We start from the raw sequence: 25,788 nt of genomic DNA, 5'->3' as shown, positions 1-25,788 counted from the left end.
GCCGAATCACCCCTGTACTCACCTGGCGCAAGAGCAGCCAGAGTGCCCAACAGGACAACTGCGTAGAGATGGCAGAGCTCCCTGACGGCGGCCGTGCCGTACGGGATAGCAAGGACCCGAACGGGCCAGTGCTGCGCTTCGCTAGCGGCGAATGGCAGACATTCATCAGCGGTATTAAAAGCGGATCCTTCGAGGTCTGATTAGCTAACCAATGGTTCAGCTGGATCCTCCATGGCAAGCGACCGACGTTGCCGGAGGTGTGTTCGAGGCTGTAGCAGTAGATCTCAATTCCGCCAATGAGATGACCATCTCATTGGCGGAAAAAAAATGCTGATGAATTAATTGCTCTGCTGCTCATGGAAGACATCAGCGCCGGTCTTTACATGGTCAGAGATCTTGCGTTACCCCGCGATAGCAGCGCGACGGAACAAGTCGGCGGGCATCTCCTCATCGAGCTGCCAGGTCACGGCCATGGGTCTCTCCCCCTGGTGTTCCACGTACCGGGCGGTGCCGTGGAAGACGAACGGTTCGGGGTGGCGGTTCTCGTCCTCCTTGCGCTCCCGGGTGAACAGCAGCACGTGGCTGCCCTCTTGTTCGTGGTTCTGGTAGCGGAGTCCAGTGGCTGACTGCGCGCTCGTGCGGTGCTGAGACTCCCAGTGGAACAGGGTCGGGGTGAGCGCGAAGTCCCGGTACATGGTTTGCGGTGAGAACTCCTTCTCGTTCTTGTGCAAGGTGACGAAGAGCGCGTCGCACCGTGTGGTCGGGATCCATGCGACACCTTCGCGCATGGTTGACGTCATGGAGCCACCCAGCTTCGCCCAGCCGAGGGCCGCGAGGATCTCGTCAGCCGAATACTGGGCGTTGACCGAGAGGGGTACCTGTCCCAGCGGCTCAGGCAGAGGTTTGGCAACGTACCTGGGATGCTCTGCGCCGTAGGCGACTACCTGCCGAATCTCCTCGCATAGCGCGGGCTCGGCGCGCAGCTGCGCGAGAGCCTCGTCGTAGGAGGTGAAGCTGCCGCCGTCGCGCCAGAAGGAGAAGAACAGCATGCGGGCGAAGGTCTGGTCGGTGGGGGAGCACTGGCTATAGAACGGACCGTCGGGTCGTAACAGACGTACGTACGCCTCAGCTCGTCGCTGGTCGTCTACGTGAAGCAGAGCACGTATACGACGGCCAAGCGCATCCTCCATGGGAGAGGCATCATCCTTGATGAGCCCAGTACGGCGCAGCAGTGAAGTCCAGTAGCGTCGGTTGCGGTAGATGTCGTGGATATCGCGGCCAGTGGCTTCGAGGTAGTTAATAAGGGACGTCTCTGCGAGGGAGCGAATCTCCTGGGTGAGTGTAGAGATGGTGGCGTTGAGCTGGACCTTGAGCTCGGCAATCAATCGGTCTTTGGTAACTCGGTCCAAAACGATCTGACATCCTGGCGGCAGCAGCGGGAAGTCCTTGTCTACCTGCTGCTTCAGACGTCCTCTGGCGAACCCAGTTAACGCATGGAATCGGTTCCCGAACCTGTACTCCTTGCGGTGTTGCCCGACGAAGTCGAGGACGGTCAGCACGTCCTTGTCGGGCGTACGGCGTAGTCCACGGCCGAGTTGTTGGAGGAAGACCGTCGCGCTCTCGGTCGGTCGCAGCAGGAGCAGTGTGTTCACATCGGGGATGTCCAAACCCTCGTTGAACAGGTCTACGGCGAAAAGGAACGTGACTTTCCCATCGCGCAGGGCAGCCAGCGCCGCCCTGCGCTCGGCGGGGTCAGTCGATCCGTCCACGGCCAGCGACTTCAGGCCCGCTTCGGTGAAGAACTCGGCCATGAAGTGTGCATGCCGTACTGAGACGCAGAAACCCAAGCCGCGGACCGCCTGCAGGTCGCTGACCTTATCCAGCAGTGCGTTGAACACGAGTCGAGCCCGGTCACTGTCACCGGTAAGGACCTCGTCGAGTTCGCGACCGAGGTAGGCGCCGCGCGACCAGGTTACGCTGCTGAGGTCGGTCTCGTCGTTGATCCCAAAGTAGTGAAAAGGACAGAGCAGGTCGGCGTCTAGAGCGTCCCACAGGCGCAGTTCGGAAGTGATGTGCCGATCGAAGAACTCGTCTTGGACCCAGGTGCCATCGGCTCGCTCAGGGGTGGCGGTGAGGCCGAGCAGTTCCTTCGGCTTGAGGTGATCGATGATCCGCCGGTAGGTGACAGCGGAAGCATGGTGGAACTCATCGATAACCACGACATCAAAGTGGTCGGCGGCGAAAGTGTCGATGCCGCGTGAGTTGAGGGACTGGACTGAGGCGAACACGTGCTGCCAGCGCCGGGACTGATCGTCGCCGACGTGTAGTTCGCCGAAGTCGGGGGCGGCCAGAACCTGCCGGTAGGTGCGCATAGCCTGCTGCAAGATCTCTTTGCGATGTGCAACGAACAGCAGAGAGGGGCGCCGGCCCAATCGCTGTTGCAGGTTGCGATAGTCGAAGGCGGCCACGACCGTCTTTCCGGTTCCGGTAGCCGCCACCAGCAGATTGCGGTGCCGGTCGTGCACAGTCCGCTCGACGTCGAGGTCCTCCAACATCTCTTTCTGATGTGGGAAAGGATGGGGTACCAGCGCGGGGATGTCAAAGATCCGCTCGCCTGCCTTTGAGCGAGACAAAGCCTCATCAAGCCGTTCGCTGTCAGCCTTCGGGTCGTACGGTTCGAACTGCTGTCTGTTCCAGTAAGAATCGAAGGTGCCCTCGAACTTGTCCAGCAGTCGCGGGGTAGTCACTGCAGATAGGCGGACATTCCACTCCAGGCCGTCCAGCAAGGCAGCGCGTGACAGGTTAGAACTGCCGATATAGGCCGTGTCGAAACCGGTACGGCGGCGCAACAGCCAAGCCTTGGCATGCAGGCGGGTTACATTCTGTTCGTAGCTGATCCGGACCTCGGCATCGAAATCATCTACGAGCCGATCCAGCGCCCGCCGCTCGGTCGCGCCCATGTAGGTGGTGGTGATGACACGCAGCGGGACGCCTCGGCGGCGCAGTTCAGCAAGTGGCTTCTCTAGGATGCGCAGCCCGGACCATTTGACGAATGCGCATAGCAGGTCTACCCGATCGGCACTAGCCAGCTCAGCTGCTAGTTCATGTGCCAGGTTCGGGTCCTCCCTGGCATTGGTAAGTAGCGCCGCCTCCGACAGCGAGGTCAACGGCCGCTCAGGAAGGACCGCGCCGGGCACGTCCTTGACGACCGACAACAGCCTGTTCGGTCCGTTCTCGATGGACTCGGGGCCGGCCAGGCGCAGCAAAAGTCGATTCGCCAACTCCACTTGCTCGTCGGTGCTCTTGAGCGCGGTCATCGCTCGGGTTACCGCCTCCCCGATGAACCGGCCGAGCAGGTGAGCGACCTCTTCCCCATCAACCTGAGAGACTTCGACAATGTGGCCCGATTTGCGCCAATATTCAACCTGTTGGGCGAGTTGGCTGGTGAGCAGAGAGTCGTACAGGCCCAGAACGGGTACATCATCCACGGGTTGGTGCCACCTATTCGCGACGTCCGAGGAGGCGCTCCTCCTTGATCGACGATTAGCGTAGCTTCTCCCTGGTGGTGATCAAAAGGATCAGATGTCATGGACTTTCGGACATCCGTAAGGCCGCGGTTGCGGAGTAGTTCCGGAAGTATATTCCGCCGACTTCTCGTGCGACTTCGTTGATGAAAGGGGGTAGCGGATGTCTCTTAAGTGGTAGACCGTCGAACTTTAATCTTTGCAAGATTGAATCTTGCTGCCGCGTTTCCTGTATCGGCTGTATCTGTGTGTCGCCCTTGTTTAATCTTCTCCGGTAGTGACTTCTATGCGAGAGAATCCTGTCTCTAGTTCTTCGTATACACAAGATATCCCTACGTTGCGGAGGAAGTTGATTAGATCGTCACTTGGACGGTGTGGGAGCAGAAGCGCCAATTTTGGCTTGGGGGTGATGTGGCGCTGATAATCAAGTAGCTGGCCAACGCTACGTCGTACTGCATCGCGTGTTGTGGTTCCCTTAGCTTCGTATAGCTCGTTCTCTTCTTGGTCGTACAGGTCTGTAAAAAGAGGGCGAGTCTCGCCCGCTGGGGTAATCTTCCAGCGCTGAAAGTTGCGACCAATGTAGGAGACGTATCTAGCGCAGAGCTCGCTTTCCCGGCGGACGGCAGTTGTTGCTCTTCCTCCAGGATTTTCGAAGGTTTGCGATACGTATGCCTCCAGAGGAACAAGCGCAGCTTCAGTTGTAAGCCGGATATCTCCGCTGCTGCTCTGATCGGTATCGCGATAAAAAACTTCACCCAGTGGGCGGAGTCGGAACACGAAGACAGTGCGTGACTCTTTTTCTTGGTCGAGCGCCTCTTCTAGAAAATATGGTCGCTCTCTATCTACTTCGAACTTGCCGATATAGCGATGGTTCTTCTGACCCGTGCCCGGGATCAGCCCATCGGCTACGAACAAACGGAGAGCGCGGCGCTCTATCCGATGTTTGAGGATGGCTCGATTGCCATCCCGCATTTGCTGATCATCGATTCGTCCTTCACCAGTGTAGAGGAAGATGGTGTGGTCCTCATTCCAGCCATCGAAGTTGTAGCCAAAGGCTTTACCGCGAGTGGGGTCTGAGTAGATGAACACATTCGGAGTCTTTCGAGATGGCTCGATGCCTCCGTACTTGGCGCCCCCGTACCGCGTCATGCGCTCTTCGCGTCCCATAAGCGATCCCACAGGGGTATTCCACCCATCATTGGTCATGCTGGACAAGATAGGGCACTGCGGTGACAAAGTAGAGATTGTCTAGCTATGTCCGATTCAAAGGTGCGAAGCGGGTCTCAAAGATCATCGGGGCGCGGAGACTGCTCTACCTACCCGAGCTGAGCCCGGCTGAGGGGATGTGCTCGGTTCTTAATGCGGCCTATGCAACTCTGCGCCAAGATCGTCGACCGGGTTCGTTCACGCGTCTGTCGACACCCCTGAGAACGCGATTCACGACCCCGTAACCACGATCGGGACTACCGGTCGAGGCCATCCGAGCCGCTGGCCTGCCGGTCGTCCCCGAGCTGTGGATTCCCGCCAGTGAATGCAGCCAGTGCTACGCGGGCTGTGTCGACGACCCGAGGGAGAGCTGACCGTGAAACCACAGTGGGACGACCTTCCCAGCAACGTACGCGGCACCGTCGAGCAGCAGATTGGCCAGGTCCTCAAGGTCGAACCGGTGACCAAGGGACTCATGCCCGGCCTCGCCGCCCGGCTGCACACCGAGGACGGCGGAACCGTCTTCCTCAAGGCCGTCTCCACCGTCAGTCCGGCCGCCTCCCTGTACGAGCGGGAACGACGGGTCGGCACCGTACTGCCGCCCGGACTGCCCGCGCCCCGCCTGCGGTGGAGCGGCGAGGTGGAGGGGTGGATCGTGCTGCTGCACGAGTACGTCGATGGCCGGGACGCCGATCTGTCGCCCGGTTCGCCGGACGTGCCGCTGGTGCTGGACACCCTGGTCGTCCTGAACGAGGCGCTGCTGGCCCGCGTACCGGCCTGGTGGTCCGCACCCGCGGATGCCGTCACCGGCCTGGCCGCGCTGTGGACGCTGTTCCGCCTGTGCAAGGCGCGGTTCGGCCCGGTGGAAGGACGCGATTTCCGGGCGCGGCACGCCGAGCTGCTGGACTGGGCCCGCAGCCACGGGCGACTGTACCGCGCCGGCGTGCTGCACATCCTCGCCTGGTTGGCTTAGATGGACGTCATGTGTGCTCTTCTTCGCCCGAGCCCTCAGTACGGCACCCGCGGTTCCGGAATGATCCTGACGTTCTTCGGCACCGTCTGGTGGCTCGTCGGCTCCGTCGTCCTGGACGGCTCCGCCCGTACCGCCGCCCTCGTCGCCGGAGCCGTCCTCGCCGCGGCCTTGTTCGTCCTTGCTGCCCGCCTCGACGGAACCGGCGGGCGCGAGGCGTACGAACGCAGCGCGCGCGCCTTCAAGTGGAGTAACGTCGGCCAGGGAGTGGGGATCGCGGTCGTCATCGTGGTCGGGAACATCACCGGCGGGTACAGCTGGATACCGGCACTCATCGCGATCGTGGTCGGCGCGCACTTCTTCCCGCTGGCGCGACCGTTCGGCCGCCTCGAGTACCGCTGGACCGGCAGCTTGCTCATCGTCGTCGGCGTGGCAGGCTGCGCCATGGCGCTCTCCGGGGCCTCGGAGTCCGGGGTCCAAACCGTGGCCGGTCTGGGCTCTGCCACCGTCCTGTGGGCCACGACGGTGTGGCACCTCGTCTCCGGCGTCCCTCACAGATCCACGCCGCGACAGCAAAGCGCCGACACAGGTTCCTGATAGGAGTTCGTGCGGGCCGATGTTCCGAGGCCGGTGCTGATGGCGAACATGCGGTGGCTGGCCCGTTACCGCAGGCGCCGGTGTCTGCGCCAAGACATCGCTGACCGGCTGACGGATGTCTTTCGGGAGCCGGATCCTTTGCAGGCGGCGTGCTGTGAGGTCGGTGGACGACGTCCGCGCGTTCGCGGCCGAACACGGCCCGATCGTCTACAAGGCGCTACATCCCGATTCCCTGGGTGTGGCAGGTCCGCGACGGCGGCACGATCACCACTCCTCTTTCCGGGTGGATGGGCGGGGTCGCGTTCGCGCACCTCACCCTTGCCGACGACGGCACCGCCAGTGGGCGGTTCCTGGAGGACGACGTCTACTTCATGACCGCCCGCCCTCATGGCCCGCCTCCGATGTCTTCTCCCTTTCTCGGGATCGGCGACGGCAGGAGCAGCCTGGTGGACCCGCGTGTCCTGGACGATCCGGCCGGGCTGTTCGTGGGGCAGCTGGCCGCGCCGTCGGCGGTGAAACTGGGTGGCGGTGCGGAGGTCGCCCTGCTGGACGTGGCCACCGGCTCACAGGCCACCACCCGGCCCGACCCGGCGGGTGGGTGGACGGTTCGCCAGCACGGTCCGCTGCGGCTGTGGGACGCGGTCGAGGACGCCGTCCTGCTCTGGCAGGACGCGGGATCTCCGCACCAGTCGGCGTACGGGCTCACCGTGAGCGGGGAGCGTCAGCGTGTCTGGCTGGGCGACCCCGGCGGGCCGGGCTGGGACCTGCCCGTCTGAGTTTCCCAGCCGCCGGTGCGGCCTCTCGTGTCGGACCGGCTGCTGGATTCCCTCTATGTCGCCCTGGCCGAGGAGGCCGGACGCGCGTCTGTCCCCTTCCAAGCGTGTGGACATCGGCTGGCACACCTTCCTGGCGTACACCCGCGAGTACCAGGACTTCTGTACGAGGGGCGCCGGCCGGTTCATCCACCACGCGCCCGCTGACACGACTTCCCAGCCCATGACCACGATCGGGACTACCGTCGAAGCCATGCGAGCCGCCGGCCTGCCGGTCGTCCCCGAGCTGTGGATCCCTACCAGCGAATGCAGCCAGTGCTACGCGGGCTGTGCCGACGACCCGAGGGAGAGCTGACCGTGAAACCCCAGTGGGACGACCTCCCCAGCAACGTACGCGCCACCGTCGAGGAGCAGGTCGGCCAGGTCCTCAAGGTCGAACCCGTGACCAAGGGACTTATGCCCGGACTCGCCGCCCGGCTGCACACGGAAAACGGCGGGACCGTCTTCCTCAAGGCCGTCTCCACCGTCAGTCCGGCCGCGTCCCTGTACGAGCGGGAACGACGGGTCGGTGCCGTACTGCCGCCCGGCCTGCCCGCGCCCCGCCTGCGGTGGAGCGGCGAGGTGGAGGGGTGGATCGTGCTGCTGCACGAGTATGTCGACGGCCGGGACGCCGATCTGTCGCCCGGTTCGCCGGATGTGCCGTTGGTGCTGGACACCCTGGTCGTCCTGAACGAGGCGCTCACTCCGTGCCCTGGCGAGGTTCCGGAGGTCGCGGTGAACCTCGCGGGACTGCAGGCCAAGGCCGCGAGTCTGCTCGCCGGGGACCTGCCGGACCGGAGCATGTACGAGACGGCGCTGGCCAAGTTCAGCCTCGATGTGCTGGACGGTGACACCCTGCTCCACTACGACCTGCACCCCGGCAACTTCCGGATCGATGACGGGAAAACGTACGTCATCGACTGGGCGTTCGCGGTGCGTGGTGCCGCGTGGGTGGACGCCGTCATGCTCGCTCCCCGTTTCATCGAGGCGGGCCACACCCCGGAGCAGACCGAGGCGCTGCTGGCCCGGGTACCGGCCTGGCGATCCGCGCCCGCGGACGCGGTCACCGCCGTGGCCGCGCTGTGGACGCTGTTCCGGCTGTACAAGGCGCGGTTCGGCCCGGTGGAAGGACGCGATTTCCGGGCGCGGGCCGCTGAGGCCGGGCGAGTATGGGTGCGGCATCGCTCCTGCTGACCTGCTCCTGGAGGACCTGACGTGACCGTGCATGAGGCCGTAGGGCTTCGCTCTGCTCTCGCTGATCAGCTCACCTGTGGCCCGGTCTGGCGGGAGGCGGTTGAGGCCGTGGCCCGGAGGGCGAGTGGCTGGTCAGTCAGCGCGGGCCGTTGCGGCTCTGGGATGCGGTGGAGGCCGCGCTGCTGGCCTGGCATGACGCCGGCTGCCCTGACCGGTCCGGGTACGGGCTCACCGTCACCGAGGACCGCCAGTACGTCTGGCTGGGCGACCCCGACGGGCCGAGCTGGGACCTACCTGCCTAATTGGGGGTGCGTGCGCTGGAGGTGGATGTCGACTCCGGCACGGTTGCCCTCCCCGGTGAAGCGGCCGAAGCATCTGGTCTCCTTCCAACGACCAGGAGTCGTTGCTGGGTGCGCTTCCGGACGCCTTGCGCCGAGGAAGCCACCCGGTCAGTCTTCGTCGGGCAGGCTGATGGTGAATACCAGGCCGTCGTTGTAGTCGAGGTTCAGCTGCAGGCGGGTCTTCAGTGCTTCGAGGTCGGTGCCATCGATGCGGACGCCGTTCAAGACGATGTCCTGTGCGGCGTCCCGAGCGCGGCCGATGTTCCGGACGATCGTGTATGACGTCCCCCAAGAGCCCTGAACGGTGCTGCGGACAGTCCATCCGGGGCCACGGTGCCGAGTCTCCATGCCGTGGTAGGTGACGGTGCTGCCGGTCGGCGCGTACGCCTCATGGGCGGCAACCGAGACGACGATAGCGCTGTTGAAAGCAGCGCTGAGCAGCTCGCCTTCGGCACACATGCCGTCCTGACCGATGCGGCAGGAGTGGCAGACGCGAGCATGGTAGTCCAGGTTGGACTGGGCGGCGTCTGCAGCGGTCCGGGCGGTGATGACTGCGGCACGCGGGTTGGTTGTCGCAGGTCCCTCTGGGGCGGCCTGGATCTCGTTGTTGGTCACGTGGCTCCCTCTCTAACATTGTCTGGCTATGCAGACGATGTTAGAGAGGGAGGTGAGACTTTCTCCGAGAGAACGGACAAAGAAAAAGGGTCTCGCTCAAAGACGAGACCCGGCGACTACCTCTTCGGCTTCGGCCCTCCGCCTGCGCCCTGTCCTGGCCGGCCGGCCTTCCAGGCGCGCCACTCCGCTTCCCGCTCCGGCAGCCAGCCCTTCACCGCCAGCTTGCCCTCCCCGATCTCCGCGTCCGGCTTCGGATACGGATGCGTCTCCGCGTACCGGTCCAGCCACTTCGTCACCGTGCCCGGCGACACCTCGAACCACGCCGCGACACCGGCCACACCCACATAGCGGACCACCGCCGACCCCTCAGTCCGCTGTCCACCCATGAGGACAAAGTAACCCAAGGGGGGCCGCCCATCGACCGCCCCACTCGGCACTGGTGGGCGACACACCGGAACGAGGCGCGTCTCAGGAGAAAACGCGGGTAGTGAACCAGGTTGCCTGGCTTGATGGGTGGTTCAGATCGGACGAAGTGCCAGAGAGGCGCTTGTCAGAACCGAGGGTGCCTGCGTATCGGCCTTTGGCTCCGTTCGCCCACGCAATGATGAAGAAGATCCCCCTGCCGTCCACCGAGCCTTGCTCGATTGTCCCGACAGCGCCGGGGTAGGAGGCGGTCCCGAAAAATCTCCCGCTGCTGTCCTGAGTCAGGTTAAGCGTTACTGTGAACCCGTTGCTCTGGTAGAGCCGCCATGTGCCACCAGCATAGAATCCAGGCGCCGTGACGGTCACCGTCCGCAGAGCGAAGGGCGTGGCGTCGGCGCCGGCGGCTCGGGACTGGGCGATGCCACCGATGCTCAGAGCGAGACCGAGGCTGACTGCAGCAAGCTTGCTATTCACGGGTAGTTCATTCGTTTTCCCAGGTCAGGTGTGGACAGCATCGCAGCTGAACTCGTCTGTAGCGCGCAGTACGCGCCGAACCGGAAGACGGAAGCCCGAGTCGACGAGATGGACCAGCTGTACGAGCGCCTAGTCCAGGATGGGCTGGACAACACCAACCCCCTCTGTGTCCCACTTGACGCTGACACAGAGGGCGGCACCGCGCACGGTTCCGGCCTCGGCGTCCACCGCTGGGTCGTCGAGCAGACGATCGCCCTGCTGCACTGGTTTCGCCGGCTCCTCACCCGCTGGGAGATCCGCGACGACATTCACGAAGCCTTCTTGACCCCTCGTGCTGGCAATCATCTGCTGGCGACGCCTCAGTAAATGACCAGGCAGAAGACCTCAGGTCAGCGGGCGGTTGCCGCTGGGAGAAGTGCGCCCACGGCGTCGGCGTAGTAGTCCGATTCGGCCACATGGAAGGCGATCTGACGGAAGGTCCATCCCTTGCCGGGTGAGTTGTCGAGCTGGTCGGGGGTGAGCGCGTTCAGCCGGTCCGCCCAGATCTGGGCGAGCCGGGTGAGGCGGCTGCGAGCCTCGTCCAGGTCCTGCTGGCCGAAAGGGGCGAGGTCGGCGGGGGTAGTGATCGCCGAGGCATGCCAGTGATCGGGGATGGTCTCGTGTCCGGCCAATCGGGCTTCCACTTCGGCGAGGTGGTCGAGGAGATGATCGCTCACTCGCCGGATTGCCTTGTGCGGGGTGTAGGTTCGCCCGTCAATCTGTAGCGGGCGGCCATCCCACGCGATCCACGTGGCCGCCAGGCCAAGGACATGGTCGGTCATCGCGGTCACAACCTGTGCCGGCTCGCGGCCATCGGTGGTCGGGGACTCATCGGTCATTGTCGGCCTCTATTTCAAAACGTTGCAGGGATGTCTCCGTCGGGCCACCAGGTGATCGAGATGCCAGAGAGGATTCGGTGACCGACATCCCACACCGTAGGTGGCGAATACTTCGGCGGCCGCCGAAGCATAGAGGTGCTAGAGCACGGCCGCCACGTCCATGAACGGGAAGAGCGGCCTTGTTACCCCAAACCCTCGCATCACAACGGCACGCTATCCGAGTGTTTTGTTAGGAGTTCTGAGGCTGGTCTACCGCGACGAGACGTGGGTGACGCAGGTCGACGGTGTGATGGTCGGGGAGGCGCGCGGTCTCGCCTGCGGGGCGCCCACGTCGTCGTCGACGATGCCCGGCCTGGTCGTGCGGATGTTGGAGGCCGCGAGGATTTCCGGTGGTGAGGAGGTGCTGGAGATCGGGACCGGAACCGGCTACTCCACGGCGCTGATGTGTCATCGGCTCGGCGACAGGGCCGTGACCTCGATTTTCCGGGTGGATCCGCGTGTCCTGGACGATCCGGCCGGGTTGTTCGTGGGGCAGTTGGCCGTGCCGTCGGCGGTGAAACTGGGTGGCGGTGCGGAGGTCGCCCTGGCCGAGGAGGCCGGACGCGCCGGTGGAAGGACGCGATTTCCGGGCGCGGGCCGCCGAGGCCGGGCGGGCCTGGGTGCTCTATCGCTCACTCTGACGGGACGGCCGCACGGAGCAGGTCGAGGACCTCGACGTGCTCGGGATGGAACGAGAGCCGATACTCCCCGTCCTTGGCGGTGGTCACCAGGACCTTCACCCAAAAGTCCTTCTTGTCGTCGTGATCGAGCACGTCGATCTCCGCTCCCGCCAGGGGAATCACGACCTGGACGAACTTCGCCCCCTTGTCGATGGAGAGCACGACCTTCGTCGTCGACACCGTCACGAAGCCGAAGAACACCTTGTCAGGGGCGGGGGCCTTCGGAAGCTGAACGATCCCCCCTTCGACGGTCACCGATCCGTCTGGGTGGCGGATAGGCCGCCGGAGCCAGCGCTCCACCGGAGGACACCCCACACCGCCTAGCAGCGCCGCCAGGACGGCCATAACGGCACCCGCGATGAACCAGAGGACTTTGAAGACTCGTGTCATGCTCCCACCCCCCCGCACGACTAACGTCCGGGTTCGTCCCAGTGGTTCCCCGCGGTCATTCGGCGACTGTGCCCTGATCCGGAGCAAGTCGGACTGTGGCTGATCACCGGACCGGTCCCCGTCCGCGTGCTTCCTGGCCGTTCGATCTCAGCTTGACTCTGCCGTTGCGTAAACATCTACCGTCATGGACGAGCCGGAAGAACCGGCTCGGTGATGGTGGGAAACAGGTGGGCAGGCCATGGCATGGTCGATCGCACAGGTGGCGCGGATGTCCGGAGTGACGTCGAGGACCCTGCGCCATTATGACGAGATCGGGCTGCTGACACCTGCCTGGGTCGGCGGGAACGGCTATCGCCACTACGAGGAGGATCAGCTGCTGCGACTGCAGCAGATCCTGGTACTGCGGGAGCTCGACCTCGGTCTCGCCGAGATCAAGGAAGTCATCGACCGGCACACCGACCCGGTGGCGGCACTGCGCGAGCACCACCGGCGGCTGCTGAGGGAGCGCGACCGGCTGGACGCGGTGGCCCGCATGGTCGCTCGTACCATCACCGAACTCCAGGAGAACGAAGGGAAGAGTGGCATGTCCAAAATCAGTAGGCCGGAGAATCTGTTCGAGGGGTTCGACGGGGCGCGGTACGGTGCGGAGGCCCGCGAGCGGTGGCCGGGGCAGTGGGAGCGGTCCGGGCAGCAGGAGCTCCTGGACACCCTGACTCCGCAGGAGATCGACCGCATGCAGCAGGAGGCGACGGCGGGAATGATCCGGATGGCCGAGCTCATGGCCGCCGGGACACCGGCCAACGACCCCGTGGTTTTCGCCGAGCTCGACGCTCACTACCGGCACATGACCCGATTCTGGACACCGACCGCGGTGGAGTACGCGCGTCTGGGTCAAATGCAGGCCGACGACGAGGGGTTCAGGGCGAATTACGAACGGATCGCCGAGGGCCTGGCCGCGTACATGCGCGACGCCATGGCCGCGTATGCGCACGCACGGTTGAGCTGAACCTCGTCGCATAGGGGTGAAGGAGCTGCAGATCCTTCACACCGTCGCTCCAGAAGCCTCGCCTGCGAGGAGCCTTGACGCCGTCCGCCGCGCCCCCAACGTAGCCATCTGTAGCCGAGGGCGTAGCGCTCGACAGCCGCCTCGGCGAGTTCCACCGTCGGGCCGCTGTGCGGGGCGTCCAGCAGGGCCAGGCGTAGCGAATCTCGGACGGCGGGCAGTGACGCGGTGAGCCAAGGACGGTTCTGCTTCCCTGTGTACCGGGATTTTCACGGTAGTCCCGGTCGGCTGTACGCGGTTCACCGCGCGACCGCGTCCGCATTGGGGGCCGTGACGAGCTGCCGCCGCAGGGGGAGGAACGCCACCAGGTAACCCGCGGCTCCAACCGGGATCAGGTCCAGCGTCACCACGGGCACCAGACTGCTCGCCAGCACCACGCCCACACTCCACCAGGGCAGGAGGCGCCGGTAGGCCAGCATCCCAGTGAGCACTACCATGCCGACGTACAGGAACTGCGGCCCCACCTGGTAGAAAGCGAGATCGACCCCGGGCAGCGCGCGGAACTGGCGGCTGAGCTCGCGCATCCCCGCCTTGTCGGCCGCGAGCAGCCCCTCGACGATGTCCGCCACGAACTGCACGATCGACGCGCCTGCTCCGACCAGCGTGAAGACCACGACTGCCTCCCGGTGTAAGCCAGGGGCGAGGAGGCGGCGGATGCCCAGCACCAGGAACACGAAAAGCACCAGAGCGGCCAGGTTCACCACGTGAGCGGCCTGCCAGTCCAGGCCGGGCCCATACACGCCGTCCATGCGGCCGACTATCCGGATGAGCCCGTACGCGAGCATAAGAAGCGGTGCGGCCACGGCCGCGAATTTGGCGATCTTCATGGAGTCGATGATGATCGTCGCCGATAATCAGGGCATCGGGGGCTACCCCTACTCCTTCCCTGAGGTTACCTCTAGCTGGCGCCGAGGAAGCCACCGGCCCTGCTCGTTCGCGACATGGTCAGTTTCCGCCAGGCAGGCTGATGGTGAATACCAGGCCGTCGTCGTAGTCGAGGTTCAGCTGCAGACGGGTCTTCAATGCTTCGAGGTCGCTGCCATCGACGTCGTCACGGCTGTAGCGGAACAGTGAGAACGTCACTGGCCTGTCATGCCGTACGTCGCGGGCGACCCTGGGGGCCATGGCGAGCACGGTCAACAGGCGGCCCTCCTCATCCTGCGGGATGCCGGTGCGAGCGGTGTCCTCGTCGGTCCATGCCACGGTGTCGGTCCATGCGGCGGTGGTGAACGTGACGGGTAGGAAGCCGAGCTCGGCGCGGAGCACTTGAGAGATTTCGATGAGGGTGCCGTCGGCGCGGTTTCGGCGGCCGGTGAGTCGCGGGTCATCTTGAGCAGGGGTGATGCACTCGATGCGGACGCCGGTCAGGACGACGTCCTGTGTGGTGTCCCGAACGCGGCCGATGTTCCGGACGATCGTGTATGACGTCCCCCAGGAGCCCTGGACGGTGCTGCGGACAGAGTCCATCCGGGGCCGCGGTGCCGAGTTTCCATGCCGTGGTAGGTGACGGGGCTGCCGTTCGGCGCGTACGCCTCGTGGGCGATAACCGAGACGACGACAGCGCTGCTGAAAGTAGCGCTGAGCAGTCCGCCTTCGGTACACATGCCATCCTGACCGACGTGACAGGAGGGGCAGATGCGAACGTGGTAGTCCAGGTTGGACTGGGCGGCGTCTGCGGCGGTCCGGACGGTGATGACTGCGGCACGCGGGTCGGTTGTCGCAGGTCCCTCTGGGGTGGCCTGGATCTCGTTAGCCTCGGTGGGCTCGTGCTCATGGGAGCCCGCCTTTACACCACCACCGGACGCGTGACCTCGGCCTCCGGCCAACCGACAACGGCACAGACCTCGACGTCCACTACCGGATCGCCGACAGCACCGTCGACTCCGCGGACTTCGTCGCGGGCATCGAGATCGGCTTCGGCCAGAGCCTCGACAAGCTCGCGGCGACCCTCGCCGCGGACTCGCACCACACCGAGCGCGACACCGAGCGCGACACCGAGCGCGACACCGAGCGCGACACCGAGCGCGACACCGAGCGCGACACCGAGCGCGACACCGAGCGCGACACCGATAAAAGGAGCACGAAATGACCACCTCGACCGCCCGCAGGGTGACCGCGAACCTGAGCCTCACCATCGACGGGCGCTACAACGGTCCCGGTGGGCCCAGCGATTTCGGGGCGTTCGCCCCGTATGTGACCAGCGAGGTCGCGCGAAACCACATGACCGGCATCTGGGAGAACGCGACGACGGCGCTGCTCGGCCGCATCAATGCCGAGGGGTTCCTGGGGTACTGGCCGTCCGTCGCCGCGGACGAGAACGCCGATCCGCGTGATCGCGGATACGCCAAGTGGCTGGTCGACACGGAAAAGGTGGTCTTCTCGACCACCTTGACCGAAGCGCCGTGGGAACGCACCCGCGTGGTGAACGCCCCCGTCGCCGACGTCGTCGCCGAACTCCAGGCCACCGGCGAGGGCGACATCCTCGTCAACAGCAGCGCCAGCCTCATCAAGCCGCTCCTGTCGGCGGACCTGCTCGACCGGCTGAACATCATGATCTTCCCCGAGATCGCCGGGGGTGGGCGGCGACTGTTCGACGACGGCCTGCCGGCCACGAAGTGGACGCTCACCCACCAGGAGACCGGCGAACTGGGCGAGATCGCCATGGTCTACGACCGAGTCCGCCGAGCCGGTGGCTGATCGCCATCTGTCCGGTGCGCTACATGATGTGGTAGGTCCGTGACGGAGGCGCGATCACCGTCCTCTTTCCGGATGGATGGGCGGGGCCGCGTTCGCACACCTCACCGTTGCCGACGACGGCACCGCCGGTGGGCGGTTCCTGGGACAAAACCTCAGCAATCACCTGGGTCCATGGCGATGAAGCGATAGACGTCTCGTAAGCGCCGGCGGTCTCAAGGGATTGATGTTCCGATCCGAGGAGTACGCCAGACGTCGGTGATGGAGCCGGTGGCGGTGATGTCCCGGGTGGGGTCGCCTTCGACCAGCACCAGGTCCGCGCGCAGACCGGGGGCGATCCGGCCGCGGTCGGTCAGGCCGAAGTGGTGTGCCGGGACGCTGGTCGCGGCGGCGAGCGCCTCTTCGGCGCTGAGCCCGGCCTCGGTGAGCAGACGCAGCTCACGGTGCATGCCGGCGCCGTGGGCGGGCACGAACGGGGTGGCGTCGGTCCCGGCGAGCGGCCTGTGGCCTGTGCACGGCCGTGACCAGGTCGCCGCGCTGTTCATGTCCGTCGCCGCGACGCTGCCCGCCGACGGGCTGGATATCCGTTACCGGCGTATGGCCGGCGACCCGTGCGCGCTCGTCTTCTCCGGCGACAGCCCGCTCGCCGTGGTCGTCGTGGATCTCGCGCCCGGTGGCGACCGGGTCGCCGGCATCTACTCGGTCACCAATCCCGACAAACTCGCCGGGATCCGCTGAACACGACGTCTTGTCAGCCGATGGCACTTTCGACGCCGCGGTGGCCTCGCTCCTGCTGACCTGCTCCTGGAGGACAGGCCGTACGGCCTCCGTGAGCAGCGTGTCCACCGGGCTTTAGTCGGCGACGGCGGCGTCTCGCGGGCCTCCGTAGACGGGGTTCCTGTCGTAGCGCTTTTCGGTGACGAGCAGGCGGATCACCCCCTTGGCGTTCTCCTCCGCCTCCCAGACGATCCAGTCGTCGCCGACGGGCTTCTCCTGCGTGCGCTCCTCGCCGAAACCTCCGGGGTTCCCCGGCGGGATGGACATGATCAGGAAGATGACCTTCCTGCCCCGCTTCCTGAGCTCCGGCAGGACCTCGCCGACGGTCTTCTCGTCCACGCGGAACCCCTCCAGTGAGCGGCCCTTGAGCGTCGCACTCCGGAATTCCGCTTTGATCTCCGCTGGGTCGGGGGCGGGCACGGGCACGCAGGACGTCACCGGCCCCTCCATGAGATAGGTGCTGGTGCTGCTGCTTTCCCCGCTCTCGGGGGCGCTGATGGTCCAGACGAAGGTCTGGCCCGGTCTGAACAGCCTGGTGTCGATCCGCATCTGCCAGCCGTGCTTCTCACCGGGGATGTTCCCCGGCCGGCTGTACAGACCTTGGGGGATGTCCATCACGTGCTTGCCGCGCGGTTGGCGGCATCGCTGTCCCCAGGGAACGTAGTCGACGATGGCGGGAACATCGAGGTTCTTCAGCCGCTTCTCCAACCCCACGGCATCACGGAAGTCACGGACCTGAATGGTCACCATCCCGTTGGCAGCCTTGGTGACGGCCCAGGAGGTCGACACTCCGGAACCGCTCTCCAGCAGGCTCGGGCCTACCACCGCACCCGTGGAGACCACGACCGCGGCCGCCAATCCCAGGGCAAGCCGCCGGGGGGCATACCCACGGGCCCTTGTCACCGTGCCCGGCTCTTCCGAGGTGATCGCGGCCAGCAACGCCCGCGCCTCCGCGTCGGCCGGGTTACCTCCCCGCCTGCCAGGCTCGACCCTGGCCAGCGACTTCACCACTTCGATCTCGTCGATGTTCTTCATAGCGGCCTTTCCACCGGTATAAAACGACTCTCTGTGGTAAAGCTGACATCGGCCGCTGCGAGGGCTCGGGAAAAGCGCCGGCGGGCACGGTGGAGTCTGATGCGCACGGCATTGCGCGACACCCCGAGTGCTGTCGCGATCTCCTCGCGATCCAGGCCCTCCCAGGCGACCAGCGACAGCAGCTCGCGGTCATCGTCGGACAGGGTCCGGAAGACCTGGCCGATCGCTTCGAGCTCGACCTTGCTGTCCGGGGAGTCTCCGTACAGGTCGGCCATCTTGGCATCGAGCCCGATATGGCGTGCCCGTCGGCGGTTGTCACCTCGGTAGTGGTTGGCCAGTACCTTGCGCGCCACGCCGTACAGCCAGAGCGTGGCCTCCTCTCCCTCCGGCAGCTCGTCCACCCGCCGCCAGGCAATGGTGAAGGTCTCCGCCACAACGTCCGCCGCGTCCTGCGGCGAATCACAGCGGCGGGCGGCATAGGCCGTGATCTGGCCGTAGGCCTGGTTGTAGACAGCCTCGAATCTGACCAGCCGCTCGTCATCCACGGGCGGTCCCATGGCAACTCTCCTCATCAACTCACTTAACGGACAACCCTGCCTATGTGCGCGGATGAAGCATCATTTCCAGTCACCACGAAAAAGTTGTCCCGTCTCACCTGGCTGTGCTCGACGCGAGGGGCGTGAGCAGGTCAGATGCGAACTGACCGGGAGAGGCGAGGGGACAGTCCTGGTCGCTGTTGTCGTTGAGATGTGAAGCGAGGGCTCTGCCTCCCCCGGTGTTGTCAGCCGGTCGCGTTTCGGCGATCCTGCCTGACCGCGGCGATCACGCGGTACACAGTTCGCGGCGCTGCCTGGGGGGACGTCGTCATGCTCGCCCCCGTTTCATCGAGGCGGGCCACACCCCGGAGCAGACCGAGGCGCTGCTGGCCCGGGTACCGGCGTGGCGGTCCGCGCCCGCGGACGTGGTGACCGGCCTGGCCGCGCCGTGGACGCTGTTCCGGCTGCACAAGGCGCGGTTCGGCCCGGTGGAAGGACGCGATTTCCGGGCGCGGGCCGCCGAGGCCGGGCGAGCATGGGTGCGGCATCGCTCCCGCTGAACCAGCGGATTCGAGTCTCGGCGTCGGAAATATCTCCCGGTAGGCTGCCGCGATGAACCGTACTCGGCGTGCCGTCGGCGCCGTCGTGGGCTCGGCGGTAGGCGATGCGCTGGGCGCTCCCTTCGAGTTCGGCCTCGCCGGGGTGTTCTCCGCTCGGTTTCCCGTTCCCGGCAAGGAGAACGAGATGTGCGGTGGTGGCGGCTGGCACCCCGACGACGCCACCGAGTTCAACGGTGCCGTCTGGCCCTGTCTCGGCTCGGCGCTCTGGGCACTGCGTACCACTTCCAGCTATGCGGACGCGGTGCGCGTCGCGATCGACCTGGGCGGTGACACCGACACCGTTGCCGCGGTCACCGGCGGTCTCGCCGGTGCGGTCTACGGAGCCGACGCCATCCCCGTACGCTGGACCGAACCCCTGCACAAGCTGCTCGGCCTCGACCCCGCCCATCCACGGCATCGACTCGGATCCGACCTCATAGGACTGGTCCTCACCCGGTTCGGCAGTCGCCCAGCGCCCCTCGATGAGCACCAAACGCCCGCCAGGGCGTAGCAGGCCGATCCATCGGCGCAACGCCTCCTGTGGATCAGGCAGGGTCCACAGCAGGTGACGGGAGAGGATCACATCAAAGGACGTCCCCGCCTGCGCGGGTGGGTTACTCGCGTCACCCACCATCATCAGCGCATCGAAGCCGGCCGCGGTGAGCTTGCGCCGGGCCTGCTCGACCATCAGCGGCGCCAGATCCACCCCGACCGGCCGGTGGCCCTGCTCGGCAAGCACCAAGGACAACGAGCCGGTGCCGCACCCCAGATCCAGGACATCGGCAGGCGAAGGAGGAATCCACGAGCGCAAGCGCTCTCCCCACGCGGCCTTGACTTCTGGATCGCGAAGACCATGGTCGGCCTCCTCGTCGAAGGAAGCGGCGAAAGCGTCCCAGAAGGACGCGATTGAAGTACTGGTTTCCGGCATCGGCCGATCATGTCACCCGTCACTGACAAGAAGACGGGGCAGGCTAAAGCTCTCCTGTCGGCTAGGACGGCTCCACGGTTCAGACGACCTCCACGTACGAGAGTCGCCGGGCGGTTCGTTCACCACGCGCCCGCCGACCCGGCCTCCGGCTACGGGCCGGAGGCCGAGGCGACCGTCAAGGCCGGCCGAGTTGTGTGAATGCGGCCGGTGTCACGTCGGCCACGTCGATGACCCGAGGGAGAGCGCCTCCACTGGTCTGGGCCGCGCGATGAGCCCCAGAGCGGCTCTCCGTGATGTCGCAGGCGTGGTTTCGATCAGCCATCGAGCCGGACTGGCGCATACCGGCCTGGAACGATCCATGTGCGAGCTTCGCGGAAAAATGTAAGTGTCGCCGGACAACCTGGAAGGCGGAATGACGTGAGTGAGACTGCGATTCGGCCGAACGAGACGACGGTGCCGTTGATGCCGTGCGCGTCGGTGGAGAACACCTTGGCGTTCTATGAGGCGCTGGGGTTCGAAGCCGACTACAAACAGAGCAAGCCCTATGTCTTTCTGGCGCTGCGGTGGAGCGGATTCCAACTGCACTTCGGCCCGGCGCCCAAGGACCTGGATCCGGCCCGGGAGGAGTCCGGGGGCTGCCTGGTCATGGTCGATGCCGTGGCGCCGTATCACGCGGCGTTCATCGCGGCGATGCGCCGGGTCCACGGGAAGGTGCTGGGTTCCGGCCTGCCGCGGATCACCCGCTACCGGCCGGGCGCGTCCCGGTTCACGCTGATCGATCCGTCCGGGAACTCGATCACATTCATCCAGCGCGACGAGCCGGTCGAAGTGGAGTACGGCGGCTCGAAGAAGCTGACGGCCCTGGCCAGGGCGCTGGACAACGTCCGGATTCTGCGCGAGTTCAAGAACGATGATCTGCAGGCTTTCCGTGCGCTCAAGTCCGCGGTGCGCAGGCACGGCGCGGACGCTCCGGTGGTCGAGCGGGGCATCGCGCTGTGCCATCTCATCGACCTGGCCGTGGTCCTCGGCGAGCCCACCGATCCGTGGGTCGCCGATGTGCGCGCTCTGGAGCTCAGCACCGACGACCGGCAGCGCATCGAGTCGGAACTCGGGTATCTCCCCGGCCTGCGGGAGTGGCTTCCCTGAGGAGCGCCGTACTGCCGCCCGGCCTTCCCACCCCGCGCCTGAGTGGAGCGGCGAGGGATCGTGCCGCCGCATGAGTACGTCGATCTGCCGCTTGTGCCGGACGCCTCGACCGTCCTGCACGAGGCGCTCACGCCGTGCCCCGGCCGTGCTGTGGACGTTGTTCCACCCGCAGGTGGAAGGACGCGATTTCCGTACCTGTGCGGCCGAGGCCGGACGGGCCTGGGTCGGCGGCGAGCCGTTCCTTCTTGGGCCGGCTGTCGCTCCTCCTCAGTCCTTTCAGGAAAGACAGGTCAGGCCACCCTGGAGGCCGGGGCTGTGAAGGTGTTGCAGGCGCCGGGGGACCGGGTTTCGAAACCGTGCCTCTGCCAGTAGAGCCGGTTCTTGGTCGTGCCGTTGCCCGGAATGCTGCTTTCGACGCGGTGCCGGTCGATGATGAAGTCGTATCCGTGCACCTTGGTGTGGCCCAGGGAGTCCCAGACGCTCCCGATGAAGGCGCCGGCGAGGCAGATGTTCTGCAACGAGATCTTGGCGTTCAGGGCGAGGGCGCCGGCCTTGGACAGTTTCCTGGCGGCTCGGCTCTCCTGCGCGAGGACGCCGACCAGTCGCTGGACGTGATAGCCGTATCCGATGGCGAGGCTTTCGAGCATCCGCGGGTCGTCGATTTCGTCCAGCACGCCGTAGTCGGTGACCATCAGATAGATGGTGCTGTTCTTCTGGCAGTAGAGGCTGAACGTGTCTCCCGGGCGGTAGGTGCCACAGGCGGTCTTGATGCGAGAGCCGTACGCGGCCTTGACCTTCGGCGTGCGGTACGCGATGCCGGCCTTTTTCACCTGCGCCTCCCATGCTCTGTCGAGGCATGCGGAGACGGTGTCGACATAGATCCGGACGGAGTCGAAATCACCGCCCCTGACGGTCGGTTCATCGCAGATCCGGGTCTTTAGTTCTCCGGTCCTGTAGATCGGGTTTTTGGTGAAGGCGGCGGTGCCGGCCGGGACGGGGCCGTTCGATTCCGCGCTCGCCGTGCCGATGAGCGGCGTGCTCGCGAGTACGCCGGCCATCAGCAGGGTGAAAAAGGTACGCATGGCCGCGAACCCTACCGAGACCTCCTAACAAAATGATCTCCACGTATGGCGATGACCCCTTTCCGGGCCGTACGTCGTCGGCCGGCCGCACCGTGGCTGCGGACTCTCAAAGCTCGTCGCCGGCTGGCTCGGCATGCAGGACGGCGGCGTCAGCCGCAGTGACCGAACATCTGCACGTAGGTCGCGGCCGGGGTGATGGACCCGGCGGCCGGATCCGCGCTTCCCCAGGCTGCTTTGGTGTACAGCTCGGTGAAAGCCGGGTTGAGGATGGTGTCGCGGTGTGGCTTGCTGTTCATCCACCAGGTGACGGCCGCCCGCGGCGTGACAGAAGAGGTTCCCCACCCCGCGTAGGTGTTCTCGCCGACGGAGAACGAGGCGCAGCGGCGACCGTAGCCCACCGCCTGGGCACGGCTCAGCGGGGTTGAGCCGGTCTGCGGGTTGATGTGCGGGTCGCACTGGCCGGGGGCGCCCTGCACGGGGCGGCAGTTCTTACCCGGCTCCACCTTTCCCCACCAGCGCAGTCTGACGGCGTCCGCGGCGTGCCTGGCCGCGGCGGTGCCGAGTGTGGGGGCACCGTTCTTGCCCAGCGAGAGGTATCTCTTCAGCGGCTTCAGGCCGGCCCGTTCGGCGTTGACGAGACACAGAACCGCTGTCTCGATGGTGGTCGCCTGCGCCCTGAAGTCGAAACGTCCCCGGCTGGTGTCGGGGAACGCGGACTGGGGCCGGTAGACGACGTCGATGTTCGCGCAGGCTCCGGCGCCTTTCAACGGGGCGGACGCGGCTGCTGCCGGCGGTGCCGGTGAAACGGCGCCGGCCAGGCTCAGCAGGAGGGTGCCGGTCACGGCGACGGCGGCCTGCCTGTGGCGTGATACGGGTCGCCGCTGCTTGCGGGAGAGCTGCAGGAGGCTGCTCATATGGGGGACTCCTCGGCGTCGGTGTCCCTCAGTGATAAGCCGGGAAACTTACAAATGCCTTGCGATGCCCTTAAAGACCCTTCGGCGCATTTTGGTGGTGTTTCGGGGCCGCACTGTGGGGCGAAGCGGCCGGGGCGGGTCCGTTCGAGCCCGCCCTCTCCGTACCGGTGAGCGACACACTCGCGAGTACGCCGGCCATCAGCAGGGCGAAAGGGTACGCATGACGGCGAACCCTACAACCGACATCGAACATCGCCGTCGGGGCGATTCCGGCCAGTACAGTACGTGGGTGGCGAACCTACGGGAGCAGATTCTCACCGAACTCGGCGTCAAGGCGACCATTGTCCCCAAAGTCGAAATCTCGTCGTGGGCACCGACCACGCGGCCGAGGCGGTGACCGGCTTCTTCACCAAGTACGGCGACGGCGGTGTCGACATCACCCCGCTGACCGGACTGACCAAGCGCCAAGGCGCCGCCCTGCTGCAGGAGCTGGGCGCACCACCGAGTGTCTGGGAGAAGGTGCCGACCGCCGACCTCGAGGACGACCGGCCCGCGCTGCCCGACGAGGTGGCACTCGGCCTGAAGTACACCCAGATCGACGACTATCTGGAAGGGGTCGACGTCACGCCGGACCTGGCGGCGAAGGTGGAGTCGGTATACCTCGCGACCCGGCACAAGCGGGCCGTTCCAGTCACCCCACTCGACGACTGGTGGCGGCGTTGATCCCACGGGAGCTGATGGCGGCCGCCCTGGCGGTCGTGACGGTTCCCCTCCTCGGCGGACAGGCCCAGGCCCGGACGTCCTCCTCCGCCATCTCGGTGATGAGCTGGAACGTCTGCGCGGGCACCAACGCCGGCTGCTTCTTCTACGGCAGGAGCATGCTGGCGGTGGCGGCCAAGCCCGGCTACCGTGCCGTCTTCGGCGGGGACCTCAACCTGGCCCCGCCGGACAGCGGGCAGAGCACCGCCGTGAAGAGACGCATCCTGGCGCCGGTCTACGCGGCCTACGCCGAGTGCGACCAGAACGGCGACCGCGACGGACGGTGGACCGAGAAGCACGTCCGCGAGGACGGCGGCGTCTCGAAGCGCAAACTCGACTACCTCTTCGCCCCCAGGGGAAGCGTGACCCGGTGTCATGTGGCGCAGGAGGCCGCCTCCTCCGACCACAAGCCCATCTACCTCAGGGCCAAGCTCGGCTGACCCCCGCGTACGGCGAAGGCCCGGCCGGGCCCTTCGGCCTACGAACGGGGACGGGACCTGGCGGCCGCGCGAGTCCGTCCTCCGTCCTCACAACCAGGAGCCGACCGCGGCGACCAGGGAGACCACCAGGATGACCACCCCGACGGTCAGGAACAGCACGCTGTGCAGCACGCCCTTGCCGCCCACCCCGTCCAGACGGGCGCGCTGGGGTCGCTCGGGGTCGTAGACCACCATGACCTGCTGGCCCGGACGGACCGGCGACGGGTTGGAGCCCAGATCCGACTCGGTCTCCACCACGGAGCCCTGCACCGTCTGGAACTGCAGCGTGGGGTAGTACACGCCGCTGTCGCCGCCGTTGGTGCTGGACCAGCGCAGTCCCACGACGACGCCCGGCACCCGCACCCCGTGCCGCCGCAGCCGCTGCCCGACAGTCATCACCCGGATGCCGACCCCGGCGAACAGCGCTCCGAACGCGATTCCAAACAATGGCACGGTGCTCATGTCCACCGCCTCCTTCTCATCTCGTCCAAGGGCCCGCACCGCGCCGAGCCGTTCCGGCTCGGGAGGACCGCGGATGAGGCTAGAGGCCGACACTGGAGAACGACTTGTAGATCATTGGGGCGCCCCGGCCGCGGGTGACCGCTGTCGACGAGAACCGCCGGCCGCGCACCCGAACGGTCCGTTCAGCGGTCGTCCGCGCGGCGGTGTGGTGGTGTCACGGCCGCGTTGGCGAGGCGGGTGGACAGTTCGCGGAGGTGCCGGGCGAGTTCCGGTGGGGATTCGACCTCGAAGTCGACGTCGAGCATGGCCACCACGAGCACGGCGATGTCCAACGAGTCCGTGGCGAGTTCCAGCAGGCAGGTGTGGTCGTCGACGGGGGTCACGATTCCGTTGACGCGTCCGGTGATGTCCGTCGCGGAGGCGTGCACCCGCAGCCGGGCACGGAGTGGCCACATCTCGAAGCCCATCGTTCTGCGCAGGTAGGCCGCCACGTCGCCGTCGGGTGGTTCGCGGTGGGTGAACCGGGGACCGTTGGGCGTTCGCAGGGACATCCGGTCGACCCGGAAGGTGCGCCAGTCCTTCCGTTCGACGTCCCAGCCGACCAGGTACCACTTCGGCCCCCAGCAGACGAGGCGATGTGGTTCGACGTCGCGGCGGGACTCGGTCTCGTGGTGGCTGACGTAGTCGAAACGCAGCACCTCGGGAGCTCGGATCGCGGCCGAGATCGTGGTGAGCACCGCCGCCTGCACGGTGGGCCCGCCCTTGGACGGCATCGCGACCACCGCGCTTCGCAGCGCGGTGACCCGGTGCCGCAACCGGGACGGCAGCATCTGCTCGACCTTGGCCAGGGCGCGCAGTGAGGCCTCATGGTCCGTCGCCGTGGTCTGCAGCCCGACCGTGACCGCCACCGCCTCATCGTCGTCCAGCAACAGCGGGGGCAGCGAGGCGCCGGATCCGAGCCGGTAACCGCCGGCCGGGCCCATCGAGGCGTGGATCGAATACCCCAGCTCACGGAGCCTGTCGACATCGCGCCGTACCGTTCTGGTGGTGACTCCCAGTCGCTCGGCGAGTTCCGTGCCGGACCAGTCGCGATGCGTCTGCAGCAACGACAGCAGCCGCAGCAGTCGAGTGGGCGTTTCCAACATTCGTCCACTATCGCCGTTGTGTAGGA

Annotated in this window: 32 protein-coding genes and 3 pseudogenes; 17 read left to right on the top strand and 18 right to left on the bottom strand. The window is 66.0% G+C overall.

Going from position 1 to position 25,788, the window contains the following annotated elements; translation table 11 throughout:
* The first annotated feature begins 68 nt into the window (after window positions 1-68).
* Window positions 69-200 carry a DUF397 domain-containing protein gene (locus ACQP0P_RS43770; RefSeq protein WP_433382405.1) on the top strand — a complete coding sequence of 44 codons (132 nt, stop codon included), beginning with the start codon at window positions 69-71 and terminating at the stop codon, window positions 198-200.
* A 201-nt stretch (window positions 201-401) separates the two neighbouring features.
* On the opposite strand, the gene ACQP0P_RS43765 is transcribed toward ACQP0P_RS43770, so the two are convergent.
* Together ACQP0P_RS43765 and ACQP0P_RS43760 are read right to left on the bottom strand one after the other, a co-directional pair.
* Window positions 402-3,488, bottom strand: coding sequence for a DUF3427 domain-containing protein (locus tag ACQP0P_RS43765; RefSeq protein ID WP_433367903.1), 3,087 nt, complete (start codon window positions 3,486-3,488; stop codon window positions 402-404).
* 297 nt (window positions 3,489-3,785) lie between these two features.
* Window positions 3,786-4,730, bottom strand: coding sequence for a hypothetical protein (locus ACQP0P_RS43760; protein WP_433367900.1), 945 nt, complete (start codon window positions 4,728-4,730; stop codon window positions 3,786-3,788).
* A gap of 376 nt (window positions 4,731-5,106) precedes the next feature.
* Here ACQP0P_RS43760 and ACQP0P_RS43755 point away from each other — a divergent pair, with 376 nt between their 5' ends.
* The 6 genes from ACQP0P_RS43755 to ACQP0P_RS43730 all read left to right on the top strand — a co-directional run bounded on the left by ACQP0P_RS43755 (window position 5,107) and on the right by ACQP0P_RS43730 (window position 8,605).
* A complete protein-coding gene (locus ACQP0P_RS43755; RefSeq protein WP_433367897.1) occupies window positions 5,107-5,703 on the top strand; it encodes a hypothetical protein in 597 nt (198 codons plus the stop codon).
* Window positions 5,704-5,712: 9 nt separating this feature from the next.
* Entirely contained in the window at window positions 5,713-6,297 is a 585-nt protein-coding gene (locus tag ACQP0P_RS43750; RefSeq protein WP_433367895.1) for a hypothetical protein, read from the top strand.
* Window positions 6,298-6,533: 236 nt separating this feature from the next.
* Window positions 6,534-7,073 (top strand): hypothetical protein, encoded by a 540-nt coding sequence (locus ACQP0P_RS43745; RefSeq protein ID WP_433367892.1) that lies wholly within the window; start codon window positions 6,534-6,536, stop codon window positions 7,071-7,073.
* A 55-nt stretch (window positions 7,074-7,128) separates the two neighbouring features.
* Window positions 7,129-7,425: a glycine-rich domain-containing protein gene (locus tag ACQP0P_RS43740; RefSeq protein WP_433367889.1), complete on the top strand. Its 297-nt coding sequence runs from the start codon at window positions 7,129-7,131 to the stop codon at window positions 7,423-7,425.
* Between the two features lie 2 nt (window positions 7,426-7,427).
* Window positions 7,428-8,303, top strand: coding sequence for a phosphotransferase family protein (locus ACQP0P_RS43735; RefSeq protein WP_433367886.1), 876 nt, complete (start codon window positions 7,428-7,430; stop codon window positions 8,301-8,303).
* A gap of 149 nt (window positions 8,304-8,452) precedes the next feature.
* Complete coding sequence (locus ACQP0P_RS43730) at window positions 8,453-8,605, top strand: hypothetical protein (protein WP_433367883.1); 153 nt, start codon at window positions 8,453-8,455, stop codon at window positions 8,603-8,605.
* Window positions 8,606-8,752: 147 nt separating this feature from the next.
* On the opposite strand, the gene ACQP0P_RS43725 is transcribed toward ACQP0P_RS43730, so the two are convergent.
* From ACQP0P_RS43725 to ACQP0P_RS43715, 3 genes are all read right to left on the bottom strand, one after another.
* Entirely contained in the window at window positions 8,753-9,259 is a 507-nt protein-coding gene (locus tag ACQP0P_RS43725) for a hypothetical protein (protein WP_433367880.1), read from the bottom strand.
* Between the two features lie 116 nt (window positions 9,260-9,375).
* Window positions 9,376-9,645: a hypothetical protein gene (locus ACQP0P_RS43720; RefSeq protein WP_433367877.1), complete on the bottom strand. Its 270-nt coding sequence runs from the start codon at window positions 9,643-9,645 to the stop codon at window positions 9,376-9,378.
* Window positions 9,646-9,727: 82 nt separating this feature from the next.
* Window positions 9,728-10,156: a hypothetical protein gene (locus tag ACQP0P_RS43715; RefSeq protein ID WP_433367874.1), complete on the bottom strand. Its 429-nt coding sequence runs from the start codon at window positions 10,154-10,156 to the stop codon at window positions 9,728-9,730.
* A gap of 30 nt (window positions 10,157-10,186) precedes the next feature.
* Between ACQP0P_RS43715 and ACQP0P_RS43710 the strand changes: the two genes are divergently transcribed.
* Entirely contained in the window at window positions 10,187-10,522 is a 336-nt protein-coding gene (locus ACQP0P_RS43710) for a hypothetical protein (RefSeq protein ID WP_433367872.1), read from the top strand.
* Between the two features lie 23 nt (window positions 10,523-10,545).
* On the opposite strand, the gene ACQP0P_RS43705 is transcribed toward ACQP0P_RS43710, so the two are convergent.
* A complete protein-coding gene (locus tag ACQP0P_RS43705) occupies window positions 10,546-11,034 on the bottom strand; it encodes a hypothetical protein (protein WP_433367869.1) in 489 nt (162 codons plus the stop codon).
* 160 nt (window positions 11,035-11,194) lie between these two features.
* Here ACQP0P_RS43705 and ACQP0P_RS43700 point away from each other — a divergent pair.
* Window positions 11,195-11,455: pseudogene (locus ACQP0P_RS43700) on the top strand (hypothetical protein); the annotation flags it as partial.
* 250 nt (window positions 11,456-11,705) lie between these two features.
* Here ACQP0P_RS43700 and ACQP0P_RS43695 read toward each other — a convergent pair.
* A complete protein-coding gene (locus tag ACQP0P_RS43695) occupies window positions 11,706-12,143 on the bottom strand; it encodes a hypothetical protein (protein ID WP_433382516.1) in 438 nt (145 codons plus the stop codon).
* Window positions 12,144-12,381: 238 nt separating this feature from the next.
* On the opposite strand from ACQP0P_RS43695, the gene ACQP0P_RS43690 reads away from it, so the two are divergent.
* Window positions 12,382-13,149: a MerR family transcriptional regulator gene (locus tag ACQP0P_RS43690; RefSeq protein WP_433367866.1), complete on the top strand. Its 768-nt coding sequence runs from the start codon at window positions 12,382-12,384 to the stop codon at window positions 13,147-13,149.
* Window positions 13,150-13,445: 296 nt separating this feature from the next.
* Here the strand turns inward: ACQP0P_RS43690 and ACQP0P_RS43685 are convergent, their stop codons facing one another.
* The 3 genes from ACQP0P_RS43685 to ACQP0P_RS43675 all read right to left on the bottom strand — a co-directional run bounded on the left by ACQP0P_RS43685 (window position 13,446) and on the right by ACQP0P_RS43675 (window position 15,288).
* The gene (locus ACQP0P_RS43685) at window positions 13,446-14,033 is read right to left on the bottom strand and encodes a hypothetical protein (protein WP_433367863.1); all 588 of its coding nucleotides are present in this window, start codon (window positions 14,031-14,033) and stop codon (window positions 13,446-13,448) included.
* Window positions 14,034-14,151: 118 nt separating this feature from the next.
* A complete protein-coding gene (locus tag ACQP0P_RS43680) occupies window positions 14,152-14,673 on the bottom strand; it encodes a hypothetical protein (RefSeq protein ID WP_433367860.1) in 522 nt (173 codons plus the stop codon).
* Between the two features lie 387 nt (window positions 14,674-15,060).
* Window positions 15,061-15,288: a hypothetical protein gene (locus ACQP0P_RS43675; protein ID WP_433367857.1), complete on the bottom strand. Its 228-nt coding sequence runs from the start codon at window positions 15,286-15,288 to the stop codon at window positions 15,061-15,063.
* A 3-nt stretch (window positions 15,289-15,291) separates the two neighbouring features.
* Between ACQP0P_RS43675 and ACQP0P_RS43670 the strand changes: the two genes are divergently transcribed.
* Window positions 15,292-15,903 carry a dihydrofolate reductase family protein gene (locus tag ACQP0P_RS43670; protein ID WP_433367854.1) on the top strand — a complete coding sequence of 204 codons (612 nt, stop codon included), beginning with the start codon at window positions 15,292-15,294 and terminating at the stop codon, window positions 15,901-15,903.
* A 212-nt stretch (window positions 15,904-16,115) separates the two neighbouring features.
* On the opposite strand, the gene ACQP0P_RS43665 is transcribed toward ACQP0P_RS43670, so the two are convergent.
* Entirely contained in the window at window positions 16,116-16,445 is a 330-nt protein-coding gene (locus ACQP0P_RS43665) for an amidohydrolase family protein (RefSeq protein WP_433367851.1), read from the bottom strand.
* Between ACQP0P_RS43665 and ACQP0P_RS43660 the strand changes: the two genes are divergently transcribed.
* On the top strand, window positions 16,348-16,638 hold the full coding sequence (locus tag ACQP0P_RS43660) for a hypothetical protein (protein WP_433382513.1): 291 nt from the start codon (window positions 16,348-16,350) through the stop codon (window positions 16,636-16,638). The two genes, ACQP0P_RS43665 and ACQP0P_RS43660, sit on opposite strands and share 98 nt — an antisense overlap.
* A 114-nt stretch (window positions 16,639-16,752) precedes the next feature.
* On the opposite strand, the gene ACQP0P_RS43655 is transcribed toward ACQP0P_RS43660, so the two are convergent.
* Entirely contained in the window at window positions 16,753-17,712 is a 960-nt protein-coding gene (locus ACQP0P_RS43655) for a hypothetical protein (protein ID WP_433367848.1), read from the bottom strand.
* Window positions 17,709-18,269 carry an RNA polymerase sigma factor gene (locus ACQP0P_RS43650; RefSeq protein WP_433367846.1) on the bottom strand — a complete coding sequence of 187 codons (561 nt, stop codon included), beginning with the start codon at window positions 18,267-18,269 and terminating at the stop codon, window positions 17,709-17,711. The genes ACQP0P_RS43655 and ACQP0P_RS43650 overlap by 4 nt, the downstream gene beginning before the upstream one ends.
* A gap of 218 nt (window positions 18,270-18,487) precedes the next feature.
* On the opposite strand from ACQP0P_RS43650, the gene ACQP0P_RS43645 reads away from it, so the two are divergent.
* On the top strand, window positions 18,488-18,808 hold the full coding sequence (locus ACQP0P_RS43645) for a hypothetical protein (RefSeq protein WP_433367843.1): 321 nt from the start codon (window positions 18,488-18,490) through the stop codon (window positions 18,806-18,808).
* Window positions 18,809-18,860: 52 nt separating this feature from the next.
* Window positions 18,861-19,358 (top strand): ADP-ribosylglycohydrolase family protein, encoded by a 498-nt coding sequence (locus ACQP0P_RS43640; protein WP_433367841.1) that lies wholly within the window; start codon window positions 18,861-18,863, stop codon window positions 19,356-19,358.
* Here ACQP0P_RS43640 and ACQP0P_RS43635 read toward each other — a convergent pair.
* Window positions 19,293-19,775: pseudogene (locus ACQP0P_RS43635) on the bottom strand (class I SAM-dependent methyltransferase); the annotation flags it as partial. The gene ACQP0P_RS43640 and the pseudogene ACQP0P_RS43635 sit on opposite strands and share 66 nt — an antisense overlap.
* A gap of 417 nt (window positions 19,776-20,192) precedes the next feature.
* On the opposite strand from ACQP0P_RS43635, the gene ACQP0P_RS43630 reads away from it, so the two are divergent.
* On the top strand, window positions 20,193-20,921 hold the full coding sequence (locus tag ACQP0P_RS43630) for a glyoxalase (RefSeq protein ID WP_433367838.1): 729 nt from the start codon (window positions 20,193-20,195) through the stop codon (window positions 20,919-20,921).
* 290 nt (window positions 20,922-21,211) lie between these two features.
* Here the strand turns inward: ACQP0P_RS43630 and ACQP0P_RS43625 are convergent, their stop codons facing one another.
* Together ACQP0P_RS43625 and ACQP0P_RS43620 are read right to left on the bottom strand one after the other, a co-directional pair.
* Window positions 21,212-22,003, bottom strand: a complete 792-nt coding sequence (locus ACQP0P_RS43625) for a neutral zinc metallopeptidase (protein WP_433367836.1) — start codon at window positions 22,001-22,003, stop codon at window positions 21,212-21,214.
* A gap of 149 nt (window positions 22,004-22,152) precedes the next feature.
* On the bottom strand, window positions 22,153-22,917 hold the full coding sequence (locus ACQP0P_RS43620; protein ID WP_433367833.1) for a CAP domain-containing protein: 765 nt from the start codon (window positions 22,915-22,917) through the stop codon (window positions 22,153-22,155).
* Between the two features lie 354 nt (window positions 22,918-23,271).
* Between ACQP0P_RS43620 and nadE the strand changes: the two are divergent.
* Together nadE and ACQP0P_RS43610 are read left to right on the top strand one after the other, a co-directional pair.
* Window positions 23,272-23,640, top strand: a pseudogene (gene nadE, locus ACQP0P_RS43615) (NAD(+) synthase); the annotation flags it as partial.
* Complete coding sequence (locus ACQP0P_RS43610) at window positions 23,637-24,116, top strand: hypothetical protein (protein ID WP_433367830.1); 480 nt, start codon at window positions 23,637-23,639, stop codon at window positions 24,114-24,116. The pseudogene nadE and the gene ACQP0P_RS43610, both read left to right, overlap by 4 nt.
* A gap of 87 nt (window positions 24,117-24,203) precedes the next feature.
* On the opposite strand, the gene ACQP0P_RS43605 is transcribed toward ACQP0P_RS43610, so the two are convergent.
* Both ACQP0P_RS43605 and ACQP0P_RS43600 read right to left on the bottom strand, forming a co-directional pair.
* Window positions 24,204-24,617 carry a DUF3592 domain-containing protein gene (locus ACQP0P_RS43605; protein WP_433367827.1) on the bottom strand — a complete coding sequence of 138 codons (414 nt, stop codon included), beginning with the start codon at window positions 24,615-24,617 and terminating at the stop codon, window positions 24,204-24,206.
* Window positions 24,618-24,799: 182 nt separating this feature from the next.
* Window positions 24,800-25,762, bottom strand: a complete 963-nt coding sequence (locus ACQP0P_RS43600) for a helix-turn-helix transcriptional regulator (protein WP_433367824.1) — start codon at window positions 25,760-25,762, stop codon at window positions 24,800-24,802.
* Window positions 25,763-25,788 lie beyond the last annotated feature (26 nt).

This window comes from Streptosporangium sp. CA-115845, from assembly GCF_050943795.1.
GTDB lineage: Bacteria > Actinomycetota > Actinomycetes > Streptosporangiales > Streptosporangiaceae > Streptosporangium.
Note: the sequence above shows the minus strand (reverse complement) of the source record. Positions and strands in the feature narration are given on the sequence as shown.